This is a genomic window from Enterococcus sp. RIT-PI-f, assembly GCF_001297065.1.
In the GTDB taxonomy this organism is placed as follows: domain Bacteria; phylum Bacillota; class Bacilli; order Lactobacillales; family Enterococcaceae; genus Enterococcus_D.
In genome coordinates this window covers 67,747-82,981 of record NZ_LHOX01000016.1, presented here as the reverse complement: position 1 = coordinate 82,981, position 15,235 = coordinate 67,747, and the positions used below count along the sequence as shown (strand labels likewise).

Here is a 15,235-nt window from a genome sequence, read left to right as displayed (position 1 = left end):
GAATTAAAACGTTTTTTTTGACAAACATGCAGACTTATTCTACATATAGCTGATTGTCTTGTACCAACTGAACCAGTTGTTCTTTTGTGGTTCGCTTCATGGACAATGTTGGTAAATCCTCCAGTTCAAAATAATGACTCTGAACCGTTTCACTATTTGCGGCAAATGCACCCGAAATCACCTCACACGCAAACACCAATTTGTAATATTGGAACAATTGAGGAATATCTTCTCGCAAATTGGTATCGAAAATAGCCCGTAGTGGTCCAACCGCCACGTGCAATCCTGTTTCTTCCAATACTTCTTTTTGGATATTTTCTTTTGGTGTCAAACCAACCTCTGCATATCCTCCAGGCAATGACCATTCCTTGGTAGCACGGTCTTGGACCAGCAAAACCTTATCCTCTTGCCGGATCAAGGCCCGTACATCGACTTTGGGTGTTGGGTAACCATCTTGCTTATCAAGATATAGTTTTAAGACTGAAGTTTCTTGGTCTACTGCCTCGCTCAACAAGGTCAGCGCAATGTCTTTTACCTCTTGGAATCGTTCAATGTCATAAACATCTTTCCCATAAAATAAACCGGCTTCTGCGATCGACAGCATCCTTTGATACTGCCTTAATTGGTCAATCATTTGTATTCCCCTCTCCCTTCTCTTAGTTCATGATACCTAAATCAAACGAGTTTGAACACGATAAGCCATTCATTCAATCTATCTTTTCTTCAACAAAAAACTATTGAAGCCACCCTCACATAGATGGCTTCAATAGTTCTAATTAAGAATCAACTTCAATTTTTTGCGCGATTTCCTCGATTATTGGCTCATAATCGATCAGGCTGAAATCTTCCACATCCACTTCAAACAGTTCACCCATTGCAAATGCTTGGTACTGTCGCTCTTGAATGATCTGACGAAAGGCTTCTTTCGTAATATGATTGGTTGCCGATTCTCGGTCGATCAACACGTCGCCATAATGATAAGATGACATAATAAAACTTAAATGACGGTCCTGGGCACGATCACGTTGATGCCGACGTGCCCAAAGGGTATCAAATGAGGCATCTAATCTGATCGTAATAAATTGGTAGCCATAACTTTCACCCAAAAAAGTCAAAAACGGTTTTTGTTTATCGCTGAATGGATACTCAGAAACGATCAGGCGTTTCCCTAATGACATATACATCCCCAATGCCTGGTAGTAAAATGGCCACACGTACCGCTTTTCGATCTGATCTTTTTCTGCTAATGAGTCAAACCCCAATGTCTCCGCAAAGTTTTCCTTGATTTCATCTGGGGTGACCGCATAAAGATCTGGAAAACGGTCTTGCAGCATACGCATCAAAAAAGTTTTTCCCGTTCCTGGGCTACCCGCTAGCAAGATCACATACTTTTGGCGTTTCATACTATTTCCCTATATGAGTTGGTTCTTTGGTATTCATGAATAGGCCAATTTTGTGTTTGACGATCTCCTTGATTGCATCGTTGGCAGGAATCACGTTGTGCCGCAATGATTTATTGACTTCCGTCTCGCCAAAACTATCTTTTGCAATGCGCGTCCAATTGACCAATAATTCCGTCCCAACATTGAACTTGCGAATGCCATGATTGATCAATTCCGGATAATCTTCTTCCTTCACACCCGTTCCACCATGAATGACTAAGGGCACGTCAACAACCGCATCGATTTCTTTTAGCAATGGGAGATTGACTTCTGTTTTAGAACGAAATTGGCCATGATTGGTACCAATGGCAATAGCCAAAGCATCCACGCCGGTTTCTTTGACAAACTCAATGGCATCTTCAGGACGTGTATAGACTTTATCCTCCTCATCAACATGGATGCCTTCCTCTGTCCCACCAATCGTTCCTAATTCCCCTTCGACTGAGACACCACGTAGATGCGCATATTCCACCACGGCTTTCGTTTTCAAAATATTTTCTTTAAAGGGCAAATGAGACCCATCATACATCACAGAGGTATAACCGCTATCGATCGCTGCCTTGATTTCATCAAAGTCACGTGCATGATCTAGATGAAGCACGGCATCAACCATTTCTTGGTCCGCAATTGCTTTAACAACATGGACCAATACATCATAGCCAATATATTTGGCCGTATCGATACTGGTTTGGATGATGATAGGTGCCCCCATCTCTTTTGCCGCCCGCAACATACCTGGCAGCATTTCTAAATTGTGTGTATTAAAAGCGCCCACTGTAAAATTCAATTCTTCTGCTGTTTTCGTAACTTCTTTTAATGTTGTATACATATCTGATCCCACCTATTTTTATTTAATTCCCACTGATCGTGATTTGTTTGGCGATTTGACGCATGTCATCCATTTTATTCATATAATACTCAATGCCCGCATCATCGCCGCTTTTTGCAGCGGCAGCACGCTTCGCATTGTATAAAGAAATCAGCGTTTTATATCCGTCCCCAATGGATTTCTTGATGCCTAAACTCTTTTCTAAAGAGGCGATCGCATGGTCTGTATCTGACAATTTTGCCTGTGCAAGGCCCAACTTTTCATATAAAGCAGCCAATGCATCTGATGTTTGATCCGTATCTTCTAATGCAGCTTGCGTTTCAGCTATTACAGCTTCAGCAGCTGTTTTTTCGGCTGGCGACAAGACTGCTTCTTCTTTCACTGGCTTATCTTTTTTAAAAAATGAAAACATCTTGACCCCTCATTTCTAATTAAAAGTTTTTTAATAATGGTCCAATGATCCATGCATAAAGCAAGGCTGCCGTCACTGTATCGACATCAGTTGCTGTCGCATTAATAAAGCCCATTTGGTTGAAAATCGTCACCAATAATGCAGGTAGTAAAGTGATAAAGAAGCCGTGGAAGATCCCACCAATGATTGCGCCACGTCGTCCACCAACCGCATTGCCAAAGATCCCTGCAGTCCCACCAGCAAAAAAGTTCGTCAGCATGCCTGGCAGAATCATGGCCAAACCAAAGACCGGTAACACAAACATCGCAATCACAGTCCCAATCGTTGTCGTAATAAAGCCTAAAATCACGGCATTTGGACTATATGGAAAGAAGACTGGACAGTCCAATGCGGGCTTGGCATCTGGTACCAATTTCATCGCAATCCCTCGGAAAGCTGGAACGATCTCTCCCAACAACAATCGAACACCGGCTAGTAAAACATAGACACCAACAACAAATTGAATCGCTTGTAGGAACGCAAACATGATGTAGTTTTGACCACCAGATAATGTAGCCGCAAATGTTTCTCCTGCAAATAGTACAGTGATAATGTATAAAGGCACCATCACAACCATCACTGAAAGATAGGTGTCTTGTAAGAATTCGAATGCGCGCGGCAATTTAATGTCTTCAATCGACTTTTTGTTTTCGCCCCGTTCTCCAAAGATATACGCGACTCCAGCTTCAAACAAATAACCGATCGTACAAAAATGACCCAATGCAATGTCATCTGAACCCGTCACTTTCCGAATGATTGGTTGTGCCAACGCAGGCATCGCAATAGCAAAGACCGCCCCGATAAATCCACCAACCAAAATCAACACGATCCCTCTTAACCCTGCAAAGTAGCCGAACACAGTTGTCATAGTTGCCATCCATAAAATGGCTTGGCCCGTTAGAAAAATATATTTCCATTTGGTAAAGCGTGCCAAAATGATATTGAATACAAATATCGCTAAGAAGGTTAAGGCAATATCACGTCCTAAGCCTAATTCATTCATCGCCTGACCATTTATGGCTTCGATAGACGGAATGATTCCTTGCATGTTGAATCCTTCAGTAAAAATTTGTCCAAAGTAGGTTAAACTGCCTACGATAATGCTCGATCCAGCACTAAGCACTTGGAATCCGAGTAATGTTTTCAAACTCCCTGAGATCACTTGTCCTGCTGATTTTTTTTGCAATAGTAAGCCGAGCATCGCAATCAATGCAATCGTGATTGACGCTTGTGTAAGAATATTATCAATAATAAAGTTAATGACACCCATTTTTCTTGCTCCCCTCGTGTTATCCTATGGTTACATTACGCCCTTAGCTGTTAATACTGGTGTGATTTTTTCTTCAATTTCCGGTTTCGAGACGATGTTGCGCAAATAAATAATATCAGTAGAAGAATCAAGCGAAAATTTTTCGAATTGACTACGGAAATTCTCTGCGGTGATAATAATATCTGGTTTCATTGAAACAGCTGAAGAAATGTCTACGTGATCAAGTTTGGCCTCCACTCCTAATTTATTTAAAACATCTTCTGTAGACATTTGGGCCGCAAAACTACTGCCTAATCCAGCCCCACATACGAATAAAATATTGAGTTTGTTCATTATCATTTCCTCTTTTCTTTTTATGAGAATAATAAAGCTTTAAACGAAGCAACATCTGGACAAGCGATCAATTTTGTCAGTTTTGCCTCATCATTGATGAGTTCAATCAGTTCTTTCATAATCGCCAAATGTGAATAGGAATCAACTGCTGCCAAACAAAAAATAATTTTTACCGGATCCATTTCCTGGTTCCCGAAGTTGATTGGCGGGGCTAACGTGATCACGCTGACACCCAACCGCTGCGCACCATCTTCTGGACGTGCATGGGCAAGGGCCAAGTGTTTGCCAATCACAATATAAGGTCCGTATTCGTTGACTGTATCGATCATGGCATCGATATAACGTTTTTCGATTGTTTTTTCTTTCAGTAATGGAACTGCTGAAATTTCAATTGCTTCTTCCCAGTTTTGAACAGGTACATTTAATTGAATATGGTTGTCTGATAGAATATCTTTTAACATAGGCTGAATCTCCCTTGCATTGATCGTTAATTTATTATGTTCAAACAGCTGGGTCATTTGATGATAGATTGCGGCGTCCACCGTACCACCACTTTCTTCAATCAATTGTATGAATTGATTAAAAAGATGCGTGGCGTTTGTAGGATCGATGACGATCCGTTTGACTGACTCATTTCTTGTCAGGAACTGATGGATGACCTGATTGTTTTCTTCATTGATGATTGGCGGAATGATCAAGGTAGGTTTATCTTTAAACTGAATATCATACGTAGCAAATACAAGGTCGATATCAAATTTATTGATGGAATTGACTTCTTGCGAGTTTAATACCGCTGCTACTTCTACCTCAGGAAATTTTTCTTTCAAACTTGCAGCCAATAAATTGCCTGTCGCCATGCCATGATTGCATACGACAACTGCTTTATAAATATAGTTGATTTCATGATTCAACGAACTGAGTGCAGTGGAGAAATGGATAACCAAAAACGCCAATTCATCTTCGCTTAAACATTGGCCAATGACCTCCTCGATGGTAGGAGCGAAAGCTTTCACTGCATCGTAGATCTGTCCGTAGGTCTTACGAATCGTTTCCTTTATAGGATTTGGTACCTGAATACCACTTTTGCTTCGAACAACCAACGAAGCCATATGTTTATAAAGTCCTTCTAACAAGTCTTCTTCTTTTTTGCTAAAAGGAATTTTTGTTTCTAACTCAACAAATTGAATCAATTGCAAAGAGAGGAGTTGGGCATTGACCCATTCGATTGAATTAGTTAAATCTTTGAAATTCAATGACTCAATCACAAAGCGTAAATAATTGACTTCAACCTCTGGTGGATCTAAATCATAGCTTGATAACAAAGCCCCTATAATAGAAGAACTATCTTGATCACGAAAATCTGCTGGCAACCAATTGACCCTAGTAATAAACGCATTCATCTTTAGCCTTTTTATCCAAATAGCGGCAAAAAGCAAGATTTGGCTGCTATATAAATCATTTTGTTTCTGCCCCATTGTTTGTTTCATCAATTGGTTGATTGTATCGAATACACTCTCATCTAAGTAACTGAACAGTAGTTGATACAAAATGGCATCTTGATGGTCATTGATCAAATCGATGATACCGATTCGTTGATTGATAATATCAAAAATCATCGTACGTATTGCTCTTTCGGATCCGTTCAACTGCAAACCTTTCTTGCCCAAACTAATGATCTCAAGTCCATATTTATTGATCTCTAAACGTAAGCGCCGCATATCTTCGTCCATACTGCTTTTTGAGATTTGATATTCGACTTCCTTTTTGTTCAAAAAAAGCGGCGCTGTAGAAAAGGTTAAATGTAACAAAAGATCAAAACTGCGTTCTTCCCGTGTGTAATAATGCGAGCGGCTCTCTTTAAGTTGCGTGATCACCTGTTGTTTAGCCTCTGGCGGCAATTTTAAGAGAATGCCTTTGCCCCGAATAGTTTGAACCGTTTCAATGCCCAAGTTTGTTAAAAAACTATTGATTTCATTTAAGTCATTACGTACCGTCCTGACACTCGTTGACATATCTAGTGCCAATTGGTCTATTGATATAGGATAATCGATCGTTAACAGACGATGAATCAAATCCGTAATTCTTGTTCTCACATGTCTCTCTCCTTCACTGACTTGAGTATATGATTTCGCTTACAATAAAAAAAGTAGATGTTTTTACCAAAAGAAATGGCAAGAATGTAAACGCTTCTTTTTACAGCCGTATTTCCAGATTATTCCATAAGAGGTCTGCTTTTGCTTCTGTTATGCTCATTTTCTTCATTGTTACTTCAAAAAATCGCAACGATTTGTCACAGAAAGTCTATGGTTTAAGCGCAAAAAAAAGCGCATTGTCAAAGTGGATATGATCCATCTTTGACAATGCACGATACGATTTATTATTTACACCAATTTGACTGTCATTTGTGTGTAGGTATCACAAAAACAATAGAAAAAATAGCCAATACGCAAAACAATACATTGGTCAATAGCCCCGCTGTTGCGCCAGCAGTGATCGAAATCGATTGACTGAATCCATTATAGATACTTGCTGAGATCGCGATGCCCATTGCTCCCCCTAGTGAACTAGCCATTTTGTATATCCCTGAAGCTACACCGGCTTTTTCCAATGGGACACTGGACACAGCTGTATCGGTGGAAGGTGTCGCATACATGCCTAAGCCAATCCCAAATAATGTATACCCGATGAATACAAGCACCAAATAGGCAACCCCTTGAACCATCGTCAAGGCCATCATTGCCACACCAATTCCAGATATCAATGCACCAAGCAGCATTGGTTTTCTTGCACCCATACGTTGCAGCATTTTTTCTCCGATTCGAATGGTGATCAAGACAAGCGCCAAATAGCCCAATGATAAAATACCTGTGCTTCCAGCAGAAAGCCCCCGACCTTGCTGCACATAAGAATTGATGACGATCATCGTGCCAGCGACAGCATTCAATAAAAAATTCGAGATCGTTGCGCCTAGATAGCCTTTGTTTTCAAATAAGCCAAAATCAACAAACCCAGAATCAGTATGGGTTTCCAGCCAATAGAACAACGCCAAACCTACAACGACAACAAGCAGCAACCCGAGTGATTTCAAACTAACCCAGCCAAAACTGCCTCCATTTGACACAAGTAGATTTAATGCCAACATCGATACGACGAATAAAATCAGACCTACTGTATCAAAGCGGCCCTCTTTTTTTGTCCCAGCAACGGATTCAGGTGTGCCTAATAATAAAATGGCACTAACCAATGAGGCTGCGATTGAAAAAACAAAGACATAACGCCAACCGAAGTTACTATCGATCGCCCCACCGAAGAAAGAACAAAATCCTGAGCCGCCCCATGACCCAATCGACCAATAACTTAGTGCCCGTTGGCGGTCTTTTCCTTGAAAATACGTTTTGACCAAAGCCATGGTCGCCGGCATGATACATGCTGCCGAAACACCTTGAAGAATACGGCCAACAATAAACAAGCCAGCCCCGCTGGCAAAAACCAACGCTGCCGAACCGATAATATTAAATAAAATACCAATATAGGTTAATTTGACCCGACCGAATGTATCTGCGAATCCGCCAGCGATCACGATCAAAATCCCTGAGAATAAACCTGTGATCGACACACCTGTACTCAGCACACCTGAGGAGATGCCCAAATCTGTTTGGACATCTGGTGCCATATTCAACAATGATTGCGCAAACAACCAATAACTCAAAACACTTAAAACGATCCCAATCAACAATCGATTGTTTCCTTGATAGGAACCTTCATTGATAGCGGTAGAACTTTTCATTTCCTTAAACCTCACTTTTCATATATCCAGCGTACAAAAAAGAAGATACTGATCCACTGCTTTGTCCGCTTTTTTGCAGGGAAATCTTTTATCCATCCAAAGATGCTTCATGTAATCAATCTTGATGCAAATAAGCTAAAACAACACTGGCCATTGATTTTGCAGCAATCATTAGACAATCTTCATCAATCGTAAATTTGGGATTGTGATGCGGATAAATTGGTGTACCAGGTGTATGTGCACCGACAAAGAAGAAACAACTAGGCCGTTCCAATGCATAGTAAGAAAAATCTTCTGAAGCTGTTTGCGGACCGCAAGCTTCCACGCCTGCCACTTCGGGAATTGCAGCATGTTCTACTGCTTGCGCCACCAATTGCGTCATTTCAGGGTCGTTCATGCAGACAGGATAATCATTTTGATAATCCAATACGTAGGTTATTCCAAATGCTTCACAAATCCCTGCCAATAAACGGCGAAATTCCTGTTCAATGATTGGCCGCAATGCTTCATCCATCATTCGGACGTCTCCAGCCAACTCGACGGTTTCATTGATCACATTCGCTGAACCTTTTCCATCAAAAGACCCAATCGTCACAGTAGCAGAATCAAATGGACTAATGCGACGGCTAATAATGGTTTGGACACTTGAAACAAATTGTGCAGCTGCAACGATCGCGTCATTGGCATCTTGCGGTGCTGATCCATGTCCTCCCTTACCAGTCATTTTGACCTTGAAAGTTGCGCGACCTGTATGGACCGCTCCTGGATGAACATAGACTTTCCCAACTTCCATCGTGCTCATCACATGAATACCGAATACATTGTCGATGTCAGCCAAACAGCCTGCTTCAATCATTGCTTTAGAACCGCCAGGCGCTACTTCTTCAGCAGGTTGATGAAGCACTCTGATTGAACCAGCAATTTGGTCTTTAAACTGGATCAAGGTATCTGCCAAGATCATCATATAAGCCGTATGCCCATCATGTCCGCAAGCATGCATGACCCCTGGTACCTCAGAAGCAAATGGCACCTCTGCTTCTTCTTGGATCGGCAGTGCATCAAAATCTGCTCTAATGGCGATATGCTTGCCAGGTTTGCCTCCTTGAATATCAACTACAATGCCATTTCCTCCCCCAACATGCGTGGTGACAGTACAATCCTTTCCCTCATAGAATGCAGCGATCTTTTTGGCTGTTTCTGTTTCTTGAAAAGACAATTCAGGATGTTGATGAAAGTCTCTCCTTAACGCAATCATCTCAGCTTTGCGTTCGTTCAATACATGATAAACATCTTCTAATACAGATTCCATCTCAATTCCTCCCTTATATCTCTATTGTAAGATTTTTTTTATGCCCAACAATCCCATTCATTTCTCATTCAGATACATAAAACAAAGCCAATACAATTCAGGAAAAATTCACACCTATAAAAGAACGATATTTTCACACATCCTGCTTCGGTGTATAATAGAAGAGAGAAAAGAGGGAAAAAAATGGAGCAACAGGCATGTCAAATCAATTATTATCCTATTGACCGTCCATTCCGATTGTTTGCGGAAGACTTAACGATTCTGTTGGTCTTAAAAGGACAGGTAACGGTCCAGCATGACACACATGCACGCACATTACGCAGCAACGACTTGTATTGTCTGAATGGACATCAATTAGCCACTTTATCACCAGTCAATAGCGGCGATTGTGTGGTGTTGTCATTGCAGATCGATTCACTCTTTTTTGCAGCGCAATTTCCAGCTTTTTATACTGTACACTTTCATATACCAGCAGAAAATGCTGCTGCCAACGGTGAACTCCTGCACACGATCACTGAACTCTGTCTGAATGAATTCAATCAAACGGCGGAGCAAAAAACGTATCGCCTCATGAAACTTGAAGCAATCATTTACTTATTGATTCAGCGCTACCAAACCAAACGGCATCATCCCATTCAAATCAGCGGGTATCAGCAATTACCGGAGATCTTGGACTATATTGATAGCCATATCCAGCAAGGCCTGAAAGTCAAAGATATTGCCGAAACATTTTATTTGTCGGAATCTGCTTTATCCAAACTATTCAAAAAAGAAACTGGTGAACAAATTTCCCACTATATCAAAAAAATACAGATTCATAAAAGTCTTCCCGCTTTGACATATTCCAAAAAAAGCATTGAGCAAATTGCATTAGAAGCTGGTTTTGCTAGTGTCAAAGTCTATCGTGAACAGTTCAAAAAGCTGATCAAAATGACCCCCACAGCCTATCGTCAATCACAGTTGACCAGCGAAGAACAAGCAACACAAACAAACAATGCCGGCCATCAATCAGCCACGGCAAAAGACATGTTGCATTTGCTTTATCAAACGGTGCAAAATCAACCAGATGTACGCCCACCTTTGATTGATCGGCGCAATCGACATGTGGTGATCGATGAAATGATGGATAAAGGACCATTTCACACGGGGGAAACGATCATTCAAGTACGCGCTTTGACTGATTTAGCCAACGTGAAAGTCCAAAATGAGCTGGTTGAACTGATTGACCAAGGCTTGATTGATCGGCTTTATTGCCAGCATTTACTCAGCACGACAGATATCAGTACAACATTGGCCAATTTGCTGCAGTTGAATTCATTTCCTGCATTTGAAAAATTAGCTCCTGCACTGGCTTTTTTGAATAAGCATCAGTTACCATTGATGCTTGCCTATACGTTGCCTGAACCTACGAAAACACAGAACCCTGCTGACACATCGTTTTCTGTGATCCAACAATTTTTGACCCATTTGACACGGGTAACAGAACCAACATGGGCGCAAACGTTACGTCTCTCGATCCGAATACCCGATGCACCTTCCCGGCATCTTCAACAACACTATCAACAAGTGAAGGCGCAAATCCGTCATCTCTTGCCGACCGTTTCAATCGGCGTCCATTTGACGATCCCAGATCCTGCTACCAATTATGGAAGCGAACAGTATCTGCTGGCGTTCGCGCCATTACTTGATGATGATTGTGACTTTATCAGTTTCGACGGCGATCCAAACTTTGTTTTTCAAAAAACAGCGGCTGCATATAGTCCCATCACTTCTTCGCATCATTATTTGCAAGAAAAAATCACAGGGATCAAACAACGCTTGCATGAACGGGGAATCAATCGCCCACTTTATTTGTTGAACTGGAATACCTTAACGGGTGCAACCGTCGACTACAACGGATTATTTTTTCGCGGTGCGATTATTTTACAAGAAATGCTGGGTCTATCTGCCCAACTCGAAGGGTATGGTTTTTGGTTGAACAACGAACTGCATGAGCAGCATGCAGTTGATCAAGCAGATCCCCATGTATATAGCACTGGCTTAGATCTCTATCATTTCCAGAGCAAGAAACGGCCCTCATATTTTTGTTTAACATTGATGCGTCGAATGCGGGGACACGTGATCGTCAAAGGTGAAGACTATCTGCTGACCAAAGAGGGACCCATTTATCAACTATTGCTTTGGAATACCAACTACTTTGATCCTCACTTGTCTTCTGAAGACGCATTTCTTGAGAGTCAAGCGTTAGACATCTCTCTTGAGGTTTCATTATTCCCAGTCGGCACCTATCAAATCAAACAACTAGATTTGGATCGACACCATGGCGCGGTCTTTTATATCTATAGACGCTTTCAAACAGCTGCCCATTTGGATCGTGAAACAGAAGCCTATATCGATCAGATGAACAGAATGAAATTGCACGTCTTTGACCAGAAGATCACAGATACCTTTCGCCATTTTTCGACAATCGATACGAATGGTGTCCAGTTGTTGGAATTCACCGCTATCTAAAGAAAAAGTCTGCCGTCAATGGCAGACTTTTTTTATTCTTCTTGACTTTGCTTCGCATGGATCATACTTTGTTCCATTTGTTTCAACGACCAATCCATCACAAAAATCAATACCATCGCCAATAGGCTGCCAATCAAAGCGCCTGAAAAGCGTAACGGAATCAATTGCAGTGGCGTGAAACTGCTGCCTATCGTCATCAGCAATAAAACTTGAGGATTGGTAAAAAAATTCGCAACAGTATAATTGAGGGGCATATACCATTCAGTGAGTATATTTAAAAGAATCAAGACCAATGCCAATAATGGCAATGAGAGATGTAAGGACATCAACAAAAAACCTAATAGTAAGCCAACGATCCCGCCCAGCACACGACCAATTGTCCGACTTTTGATTTTATCCATATGTTCACCTGCTAAAACTGCGGCGGCTGAAATAAGAATCCAATACCCGTTGCTCTCACGAAGCAAAAAAGCCACATACGTAGCAACAAATAAAATAATCGAAAAATGCAGTGCTTTTAAGACCATTTCTGGTTGGCGATATAGTGCTAAATCATATTTTTCCTTAAATGACAGTTTTTGAAACGCTGTTGGTTTACTATGTAACGGCAAATGCTCGATCAATGATATCAGCAGTCCAGAAAGAACTGAGCCAGCCAATCCATAAAGCAAATACAAACTGTGTTGGAAAATATCACCCACGGCAGCTGCATGGAAATTGAATCCTGTCGCATAAAGCATCAAGATAAAGAAATAATCTGGCTTTGGAATCCGATAGATTTTTGACAACAAGAATGCGGAATAAGACATGCAGCCAATCATAAAAGGCGCACTCCACGGAACCAACGCCGTCAATGCCCCCAAAATAAACGCGCCGATCAGCGCCGCTCCATGGATCAAAATCGCTTTGACATTGTAGGTAATCGAAATATGTTGAAAGGCCAAATAAGAAAAAGCCCCCATCGCGCCTACAGAACTAATACTGCTATCATTCATCACGATGCCCAAAATCAACGGTACCCCCATCGCAAAGCCTGAACCTAAGGGCCGTAATATCGTCCGTTTGTCTTTCATCTCCCCACTCCTTTCGCAATAAACACATGTTAATTCTATGTACAAACGACAGACGATCCTTATCCAGTATACGGAGCAGAAAATTATTTTGCAAATTTATTTTCTGAAAATAAAGATTTCATCCAAAAAAAATCTATGCCAATAGCCTTCATCATCGCATTCTCAACAAATTTGCTGCACAATCAGCTTGACACACCCAATTGATTATTGTATCGGAGGAACCCCAATGACTTTCTATGGTTTGCATTACTTGCAAGAACAATCTGCGCTGAACGATTACGTCAAATACTTCTTTATTTTTGCTTCTTTATTCGTTTTGCTCATTGTCTTCAGCTTGTACATGCGACATCGAATGAAAACCAAATACCGTGATCTCAGTATTATCGCACTCCTCTTTTTGCTGTTCGTATCCGGTGTCCAGTATGCCGATTACACGCAAAGCGAAAACCGGCTGTCACAGTCTTCACAATTGGTCAACTTTGTTCAGCGTTTAGCCGCCGATCAACAAGTCGAGGAAGACGCAGTCTACGTCAACGCACTGCAACTGGCAGACGGGGTATTGGTCGCATTCAATGACCACTATTATCGGGTCTCACTCAATGCCGACTTCAGTGCCTATACATTGGAAGAAGCGTACTTGACAACTACAGATATCACAAAGATAGAGGAGTGATATGATGCAATTATATACACCGATCATCATCAAATTTGCGTTAGGGATCATCTGTTTGATTCTTCAAATCAACCTAATGGGCAAAGGCAATCTGGCCCCGTCTTCCTCCAGCGATCAAGTTCAAAATTATGTACTAGGCGGTATTATTGGTGGTGTCATCTACAATGATTCGATCACCGTTTTGCAATTCATCCTTGTACTGATCATTTGGACCTTACTGATTTTCATATTGAAATTTGCCAAAGAACACAATCACTTCGTCAAACGCTTAGTAGATGGACGCCCCATTTCATTAGTTGAAAATGGCAAGGTCAACGTCAAAGAATGTTTAAAAAATGGTTTGTCAGCCAATGAACTCATGTTCAAACTGCGGTCTGCCGGCATTTACGAGGTCGAAAAAGTCAAACGGGCTGTTCTCGAGCAAAATGGACAGTTGACGATCATAGAGTTTGGTGATGAGAATATCCGCTATCCTATTATTGTAGACGGCTTGCCTAATTTTGACGTGCTTGAATTGATTGATCAAGATATCGATTGGTTAGAAAAGCAAGTCCAAGCGCAAGGTTTTGAACGGATCTCTGCAATCTATTTAGGGGAGTATTTATCCGGTTCACTGAAACTGTATAGTTATGAAAATACCTGATCGCTTTTGATCGACAAAAGACACGCAGACCTCAAACTGGTCTGCGTGTCTCTTCTCATACGATTCATACGATTTAAGCTTTATTCTTCAATTGTTTACGATTGTTTCCTCAGAAAAATCGCCTTTTGCCAATGCATGATCTGTGCAATAGCGGCCAGCTTGCTTTTCGGTTCGGAGTGCAGCCAATTTTTCTTGGATCATCTCTAAAATGACGGATAGATTCTCTTCATTGTCCACAAAATCCAATTGATCCCCATCAATTTGCATTTTAGGACAAACATCAAATGCTTCATACCAAGCATCATAACGTTGATTGAGTTCTTTATAATACGCATAGAGTGTTGGGTCATTCGCCACTTGTTCATACGCGCGGCCTCGTTTGTTGATCCGCGCAATCATAGTATCTAAAGAAACCTTGATATGCACCATCAAATCTGGATGTTTTTTAGGAGAAGATTCTTCTAATTCTTTCAGCATGGTATTCAATAAGTTATCATACTGCTCCACTTCCAGCGGGGCGATGCGTCCTAGATCGGCATTTAAATGGAACATCAAACTATCCTCATAAATTGAACGATCGATCACGTTGTCATCATTGGATAACGCTTCTCGCATCCCCAAAAAACTTTTGTTCAAGAAGAAAATCTGCAACAAAAAGGCATACCGTTCCGGATTCGAGTAAAATAACGGCAATACATCATTGTCTTCCACATTTTCATAAAAGGGTTTTGACGCCATTTTCTTTGATAAGAAATCGGTCAAACTACTTTTCCCTGCACCTATCGTACCTGCAATCAATAACACACGCATCCATCCTTCGTCCATATTCGCTTCTATCTGATGATTTGGTTCTATTCTGCTAAACCTCACATGCTATTTTACACGTTATATGAAAAAAGTAAACACTACATATA

At 41.1% G+C, this 15,235-nt stretch carries 14 protein-coding genes; 3 read left to right on the top strand and 11 right to left on the bottom strand.

What is annotated here, in order from left to right:
- Positions 1-34 precede the first annotated feature (34 nt).
- The 9 genes from AEQ18_RS09280 to AEQ18_RS09240 all read right to left on the bottom strand — a co-directional run bounded on the left by AEQ18_RS09280 (position 35) and on the right by AEQ18_RS09240 (position 9,421).
- Positions 35-634 (bottom strand): NUDIX hydrolase N-terminal domain-containing protein, encoded by a 600-nt coding sequence (locus tag AEQ18_RS09280; protein WP_054116062.1) that lies wholly within the window; start codon positions 632-634, stop codon positions 35-37.
- A gap of 142 nt (positions 635-776) precedes the next feature.
- Positions 777-1,403 (bottom strand): AAA family ATPase, encoded by a 627-nt coding sequence (locus AEQ18_RS09275; protein ID WP_054116061.1) that lies wholly within the window; start codon positions 1,401-1,403, stop codon positions 777-779.
- Between the two features lies 1 nt (position 1,404).
- Positions 1,405-2,271: a class II fructose-bisphosphate aldolase gene (locus AEQ18_RS09270; RefSeq protein ID WP_054116060.1), complete on the bottom strand. Its 867-nt coding sequence runs from the start codon at positions 2,269-2,271 to the stop codon at positions 1,405-1,407.
- 22 nt (positions 2,272-2,293) lie between these two features.
- The gene (locus AEQ18_RS09265; RefSeq protein ID WP_054116059.1) at positions 2,294-2,683 is read right to left on the bottom strand and encodes a hypothetical protein; all 390 of its coding nucleotides are present in this window, start codon (positions 2,681-2,683) and stop codon (positions 2,294-2,296) included.
- A gap of 19 nt (positions 2,684-2,702) precedes the next feature.
- Positions 2,703-3,992, bottom strand: coding sequence for a PTS sugar transporter subunit IIC (locus tag AEQ18_RS09260; RefSeq protein WP_054116058.1), 1,290 nt, complete (start codon positions 3,990-3,992; stop codon positions 2,703-2,705).
- Positions 3,993-4,022: 30 nt separating this feature from the next.
- Positions 4,023-4,325, bottom strand: coding sequence for a PTS sugar transporter subunit IIB (locus AEQ18_RS09255; RefSeq protein WP_054116057.1), 303 nt, complete (start codon positions 4,323-4,325; stop codon positions 4,023-4,025).
- Positions 4,326-4,345: 20 nt separating this feature from the next.
- A complete protein-coding gene (locus AEQ18_RS09250; protein ID WP_054116056.1) occupies positions 4,346-6,418 on the bottom strand; it encodes a BglG family transcription antiterminator in 2,073 nt (690 codons plus the stop codon).
- A 305-nt stretch (positions 6,419-6,723) separates the two neighbouring features.
- Positions 6,724-8,112 (bottom strand): MFS transporter, encoded by a 1,389-nt coding sequence (locus tag AEQ18_RS09245; RefSeq protein WP_054116055.1) that lies wholly within the window; start codon positions 8,110-8,112, stop codon positions 6,724-6,726.
- Between the two features lie 115 nt (positions 8,113-8,227).
- Entirely contained in the window at positions 8,228-9,421 is a 1,194-nt protein-coding gene (locus AEQ18_RS09240; RefSeq protein ID WP_054116054.1) for an amidohydrolase, read from the bottom strand.
- Positions 9,422-9,604: 183 nt separating this feature from the next.
- Here AEQ18_RS09240 and AEQ18_RS09235 point away from each other — a divergent pair, with 183 nt between their 5' ends.
- Positions 9,605-11,932: an AraC family transcriptional regulator gene (locus AEQ18_RS09235; protein WP_054116053.1), complete on the top strand. Its 2,328-nt coding sequence runs from the start codon at positions 9,605-9,607 to the stop codon at positions 11,930-11,932.
- Positions 11,933-11,964: 32 nt separating this feature from the next.
- On the opposite strand, the gene AEQ18_RS09230 is transcribed toward AEQ18_RS09235, so the two are convergent.
- Positions 11,965-13,005: an FUSC family protein gene (locus AEQ18_RS09230; protein WP_054116052.1), complete on the bottom strand. Its 1,041-nt coding sequence runs from the start codon at positions 13,003-13,005 to the stop codon at positions 11,965-11,967.
- 226 nt (positions 13,006-13,231) lie between these two features.
- Here AEQ18_RS09230 and AEQ18_RS09225 point away from each other — a divergent pair, with 226 nt between their 5' ends.
- Positions 13,232-13,678 carry a DUF3290 domain-containing protein gene (locus tag AEQ18_RS09225; RefSeq protein WP_054116051.1) on the top strand — a complete coding sequence of 149 codons (447 nt, stop codon included), beginning with the start codon at positions 13,232-13,234 and terminating at the stop codon, positions 13,676-13,678.
- 4 nt (positions 13,679-13,682) lie between these two features.
- Entirely contained in the window at positions 13,683-14,321 is a 639-nt protein-coding gene (locus AEQ18_RS09220) for a DUF421 domain-containing protein (RefSeq protein WP_054116050.1), read from the top strand.
- Between the two features lie 87 nt (positions 14,322-14,408).
- On the opposite strand, the gene AEQ18_RS09215 is transcribed toward AEQ18_RS09220, so the two are convergent.
- On the bottom strand, positions 14,409-15,131 hold the full coding sequence (locus tag AEQ18_RS09215) for a deoxynucleoside kinase (RefSeq protein WP_054116190.1): 723 nt from the start codon (positions 15,129-15,131) through the stop codon (positions 14,409-14,411).
- Positions 15,132-15,235: the final 104 nt, after the last annotated feature.

Bases quoted from the DNA above. Each gene is read 5' to 3' on its own strand.
- AEQ18_RS09275 (WP_054116061.1), bottom strand. From the start codon at position 1,403: ATGAAACGCCAAAAGTATGTGATCTTGCTAGCGGGTAGCCCAGGAACG.
- AEQ18_RS09265 (WP_054116059.1), bottom strand. From the start codon at position 2,683: ATGTTTTCATTTTTTAAAAAAGATAAGCCAGTGAAAGAAGAAGCAGTC.
- AEQ18_RS09240 (WP_054116054.1), bottom strand. From the start codon at position 9,421: ATGGAATCTGTATTAGAAGATGTTTATCATGTATTGAACGAACGCAAA.
- AEQ18_RS09270 (WP_054116060.1), bottom strand. From the start codon at position 2,271: ATGTATACAACATTAAAAGAAGTTACGAAAACAGCAGAAGAATTGAAT.
- AEQ18_RS09255 (WP_054116057.1), bottom strand. From the start codon at position 4,325: ATGAACAAACTCAATATTTTATTCGTATGTGGGGCTGGATTAGGCAGT.
- AEQ18_RS09215 (WP_054116190.1), bottom strand. From the start codon at position 15,131: ATGCGTGTGTTATTGATTGCAGGTACGATAGGTGCAGGGAAAAGTAGT.
- AEQ18_RS09260 (WP_054116058.1), bottom strand. From the start codon at position 3,992: ATGGGTGTCATTAACTTTATTATTGATAATATTCTTACACAAGCGTCA.
- AEQ18_RS09225 (WP_054116051.1), top strand. From the start codon at position 13,232: ATGACTTTCTATGGTTTGCATTACTTGCAAGAACAATCTGCGCTGAAC.
- AEQ18_RS09235 (WP_054116053.1), top strand. From the start codon at position 9,605: ATGGAGCAACAGGCATGTCAAATCAATTATTATCCTATTGACCGTCCA.
- AEQ18_RS09230 (WP_054116052.1), bottom strand. From the start codon at position 13,005: ATGAAAGACAAACGGACGATATTACGGCCCTTAGGTTCAGGCTTTGCG.
- AEQ18_RS09280 (WP_054116062.1), bottom strand. From the start codon at position 634: ATGATTGACCAATTAAGGCAGTATCAAAGGATGCTGTCGATCGCAGAA.
- AEQ18_RS09245 (WP_054116055.1), bottom strand. From the start codon at position 8,112: ATGAAAAGTTCTACCGCTATCAATGAAGGTTCCTATCAAGGAAACAAT.
- AEQ18_RS09220 (WP_054116050.1), top strand. From the start codon at position 13,683: ATGCAATTATATACACCGATCATCATCAAATTTGCGTTAGGGATCATC.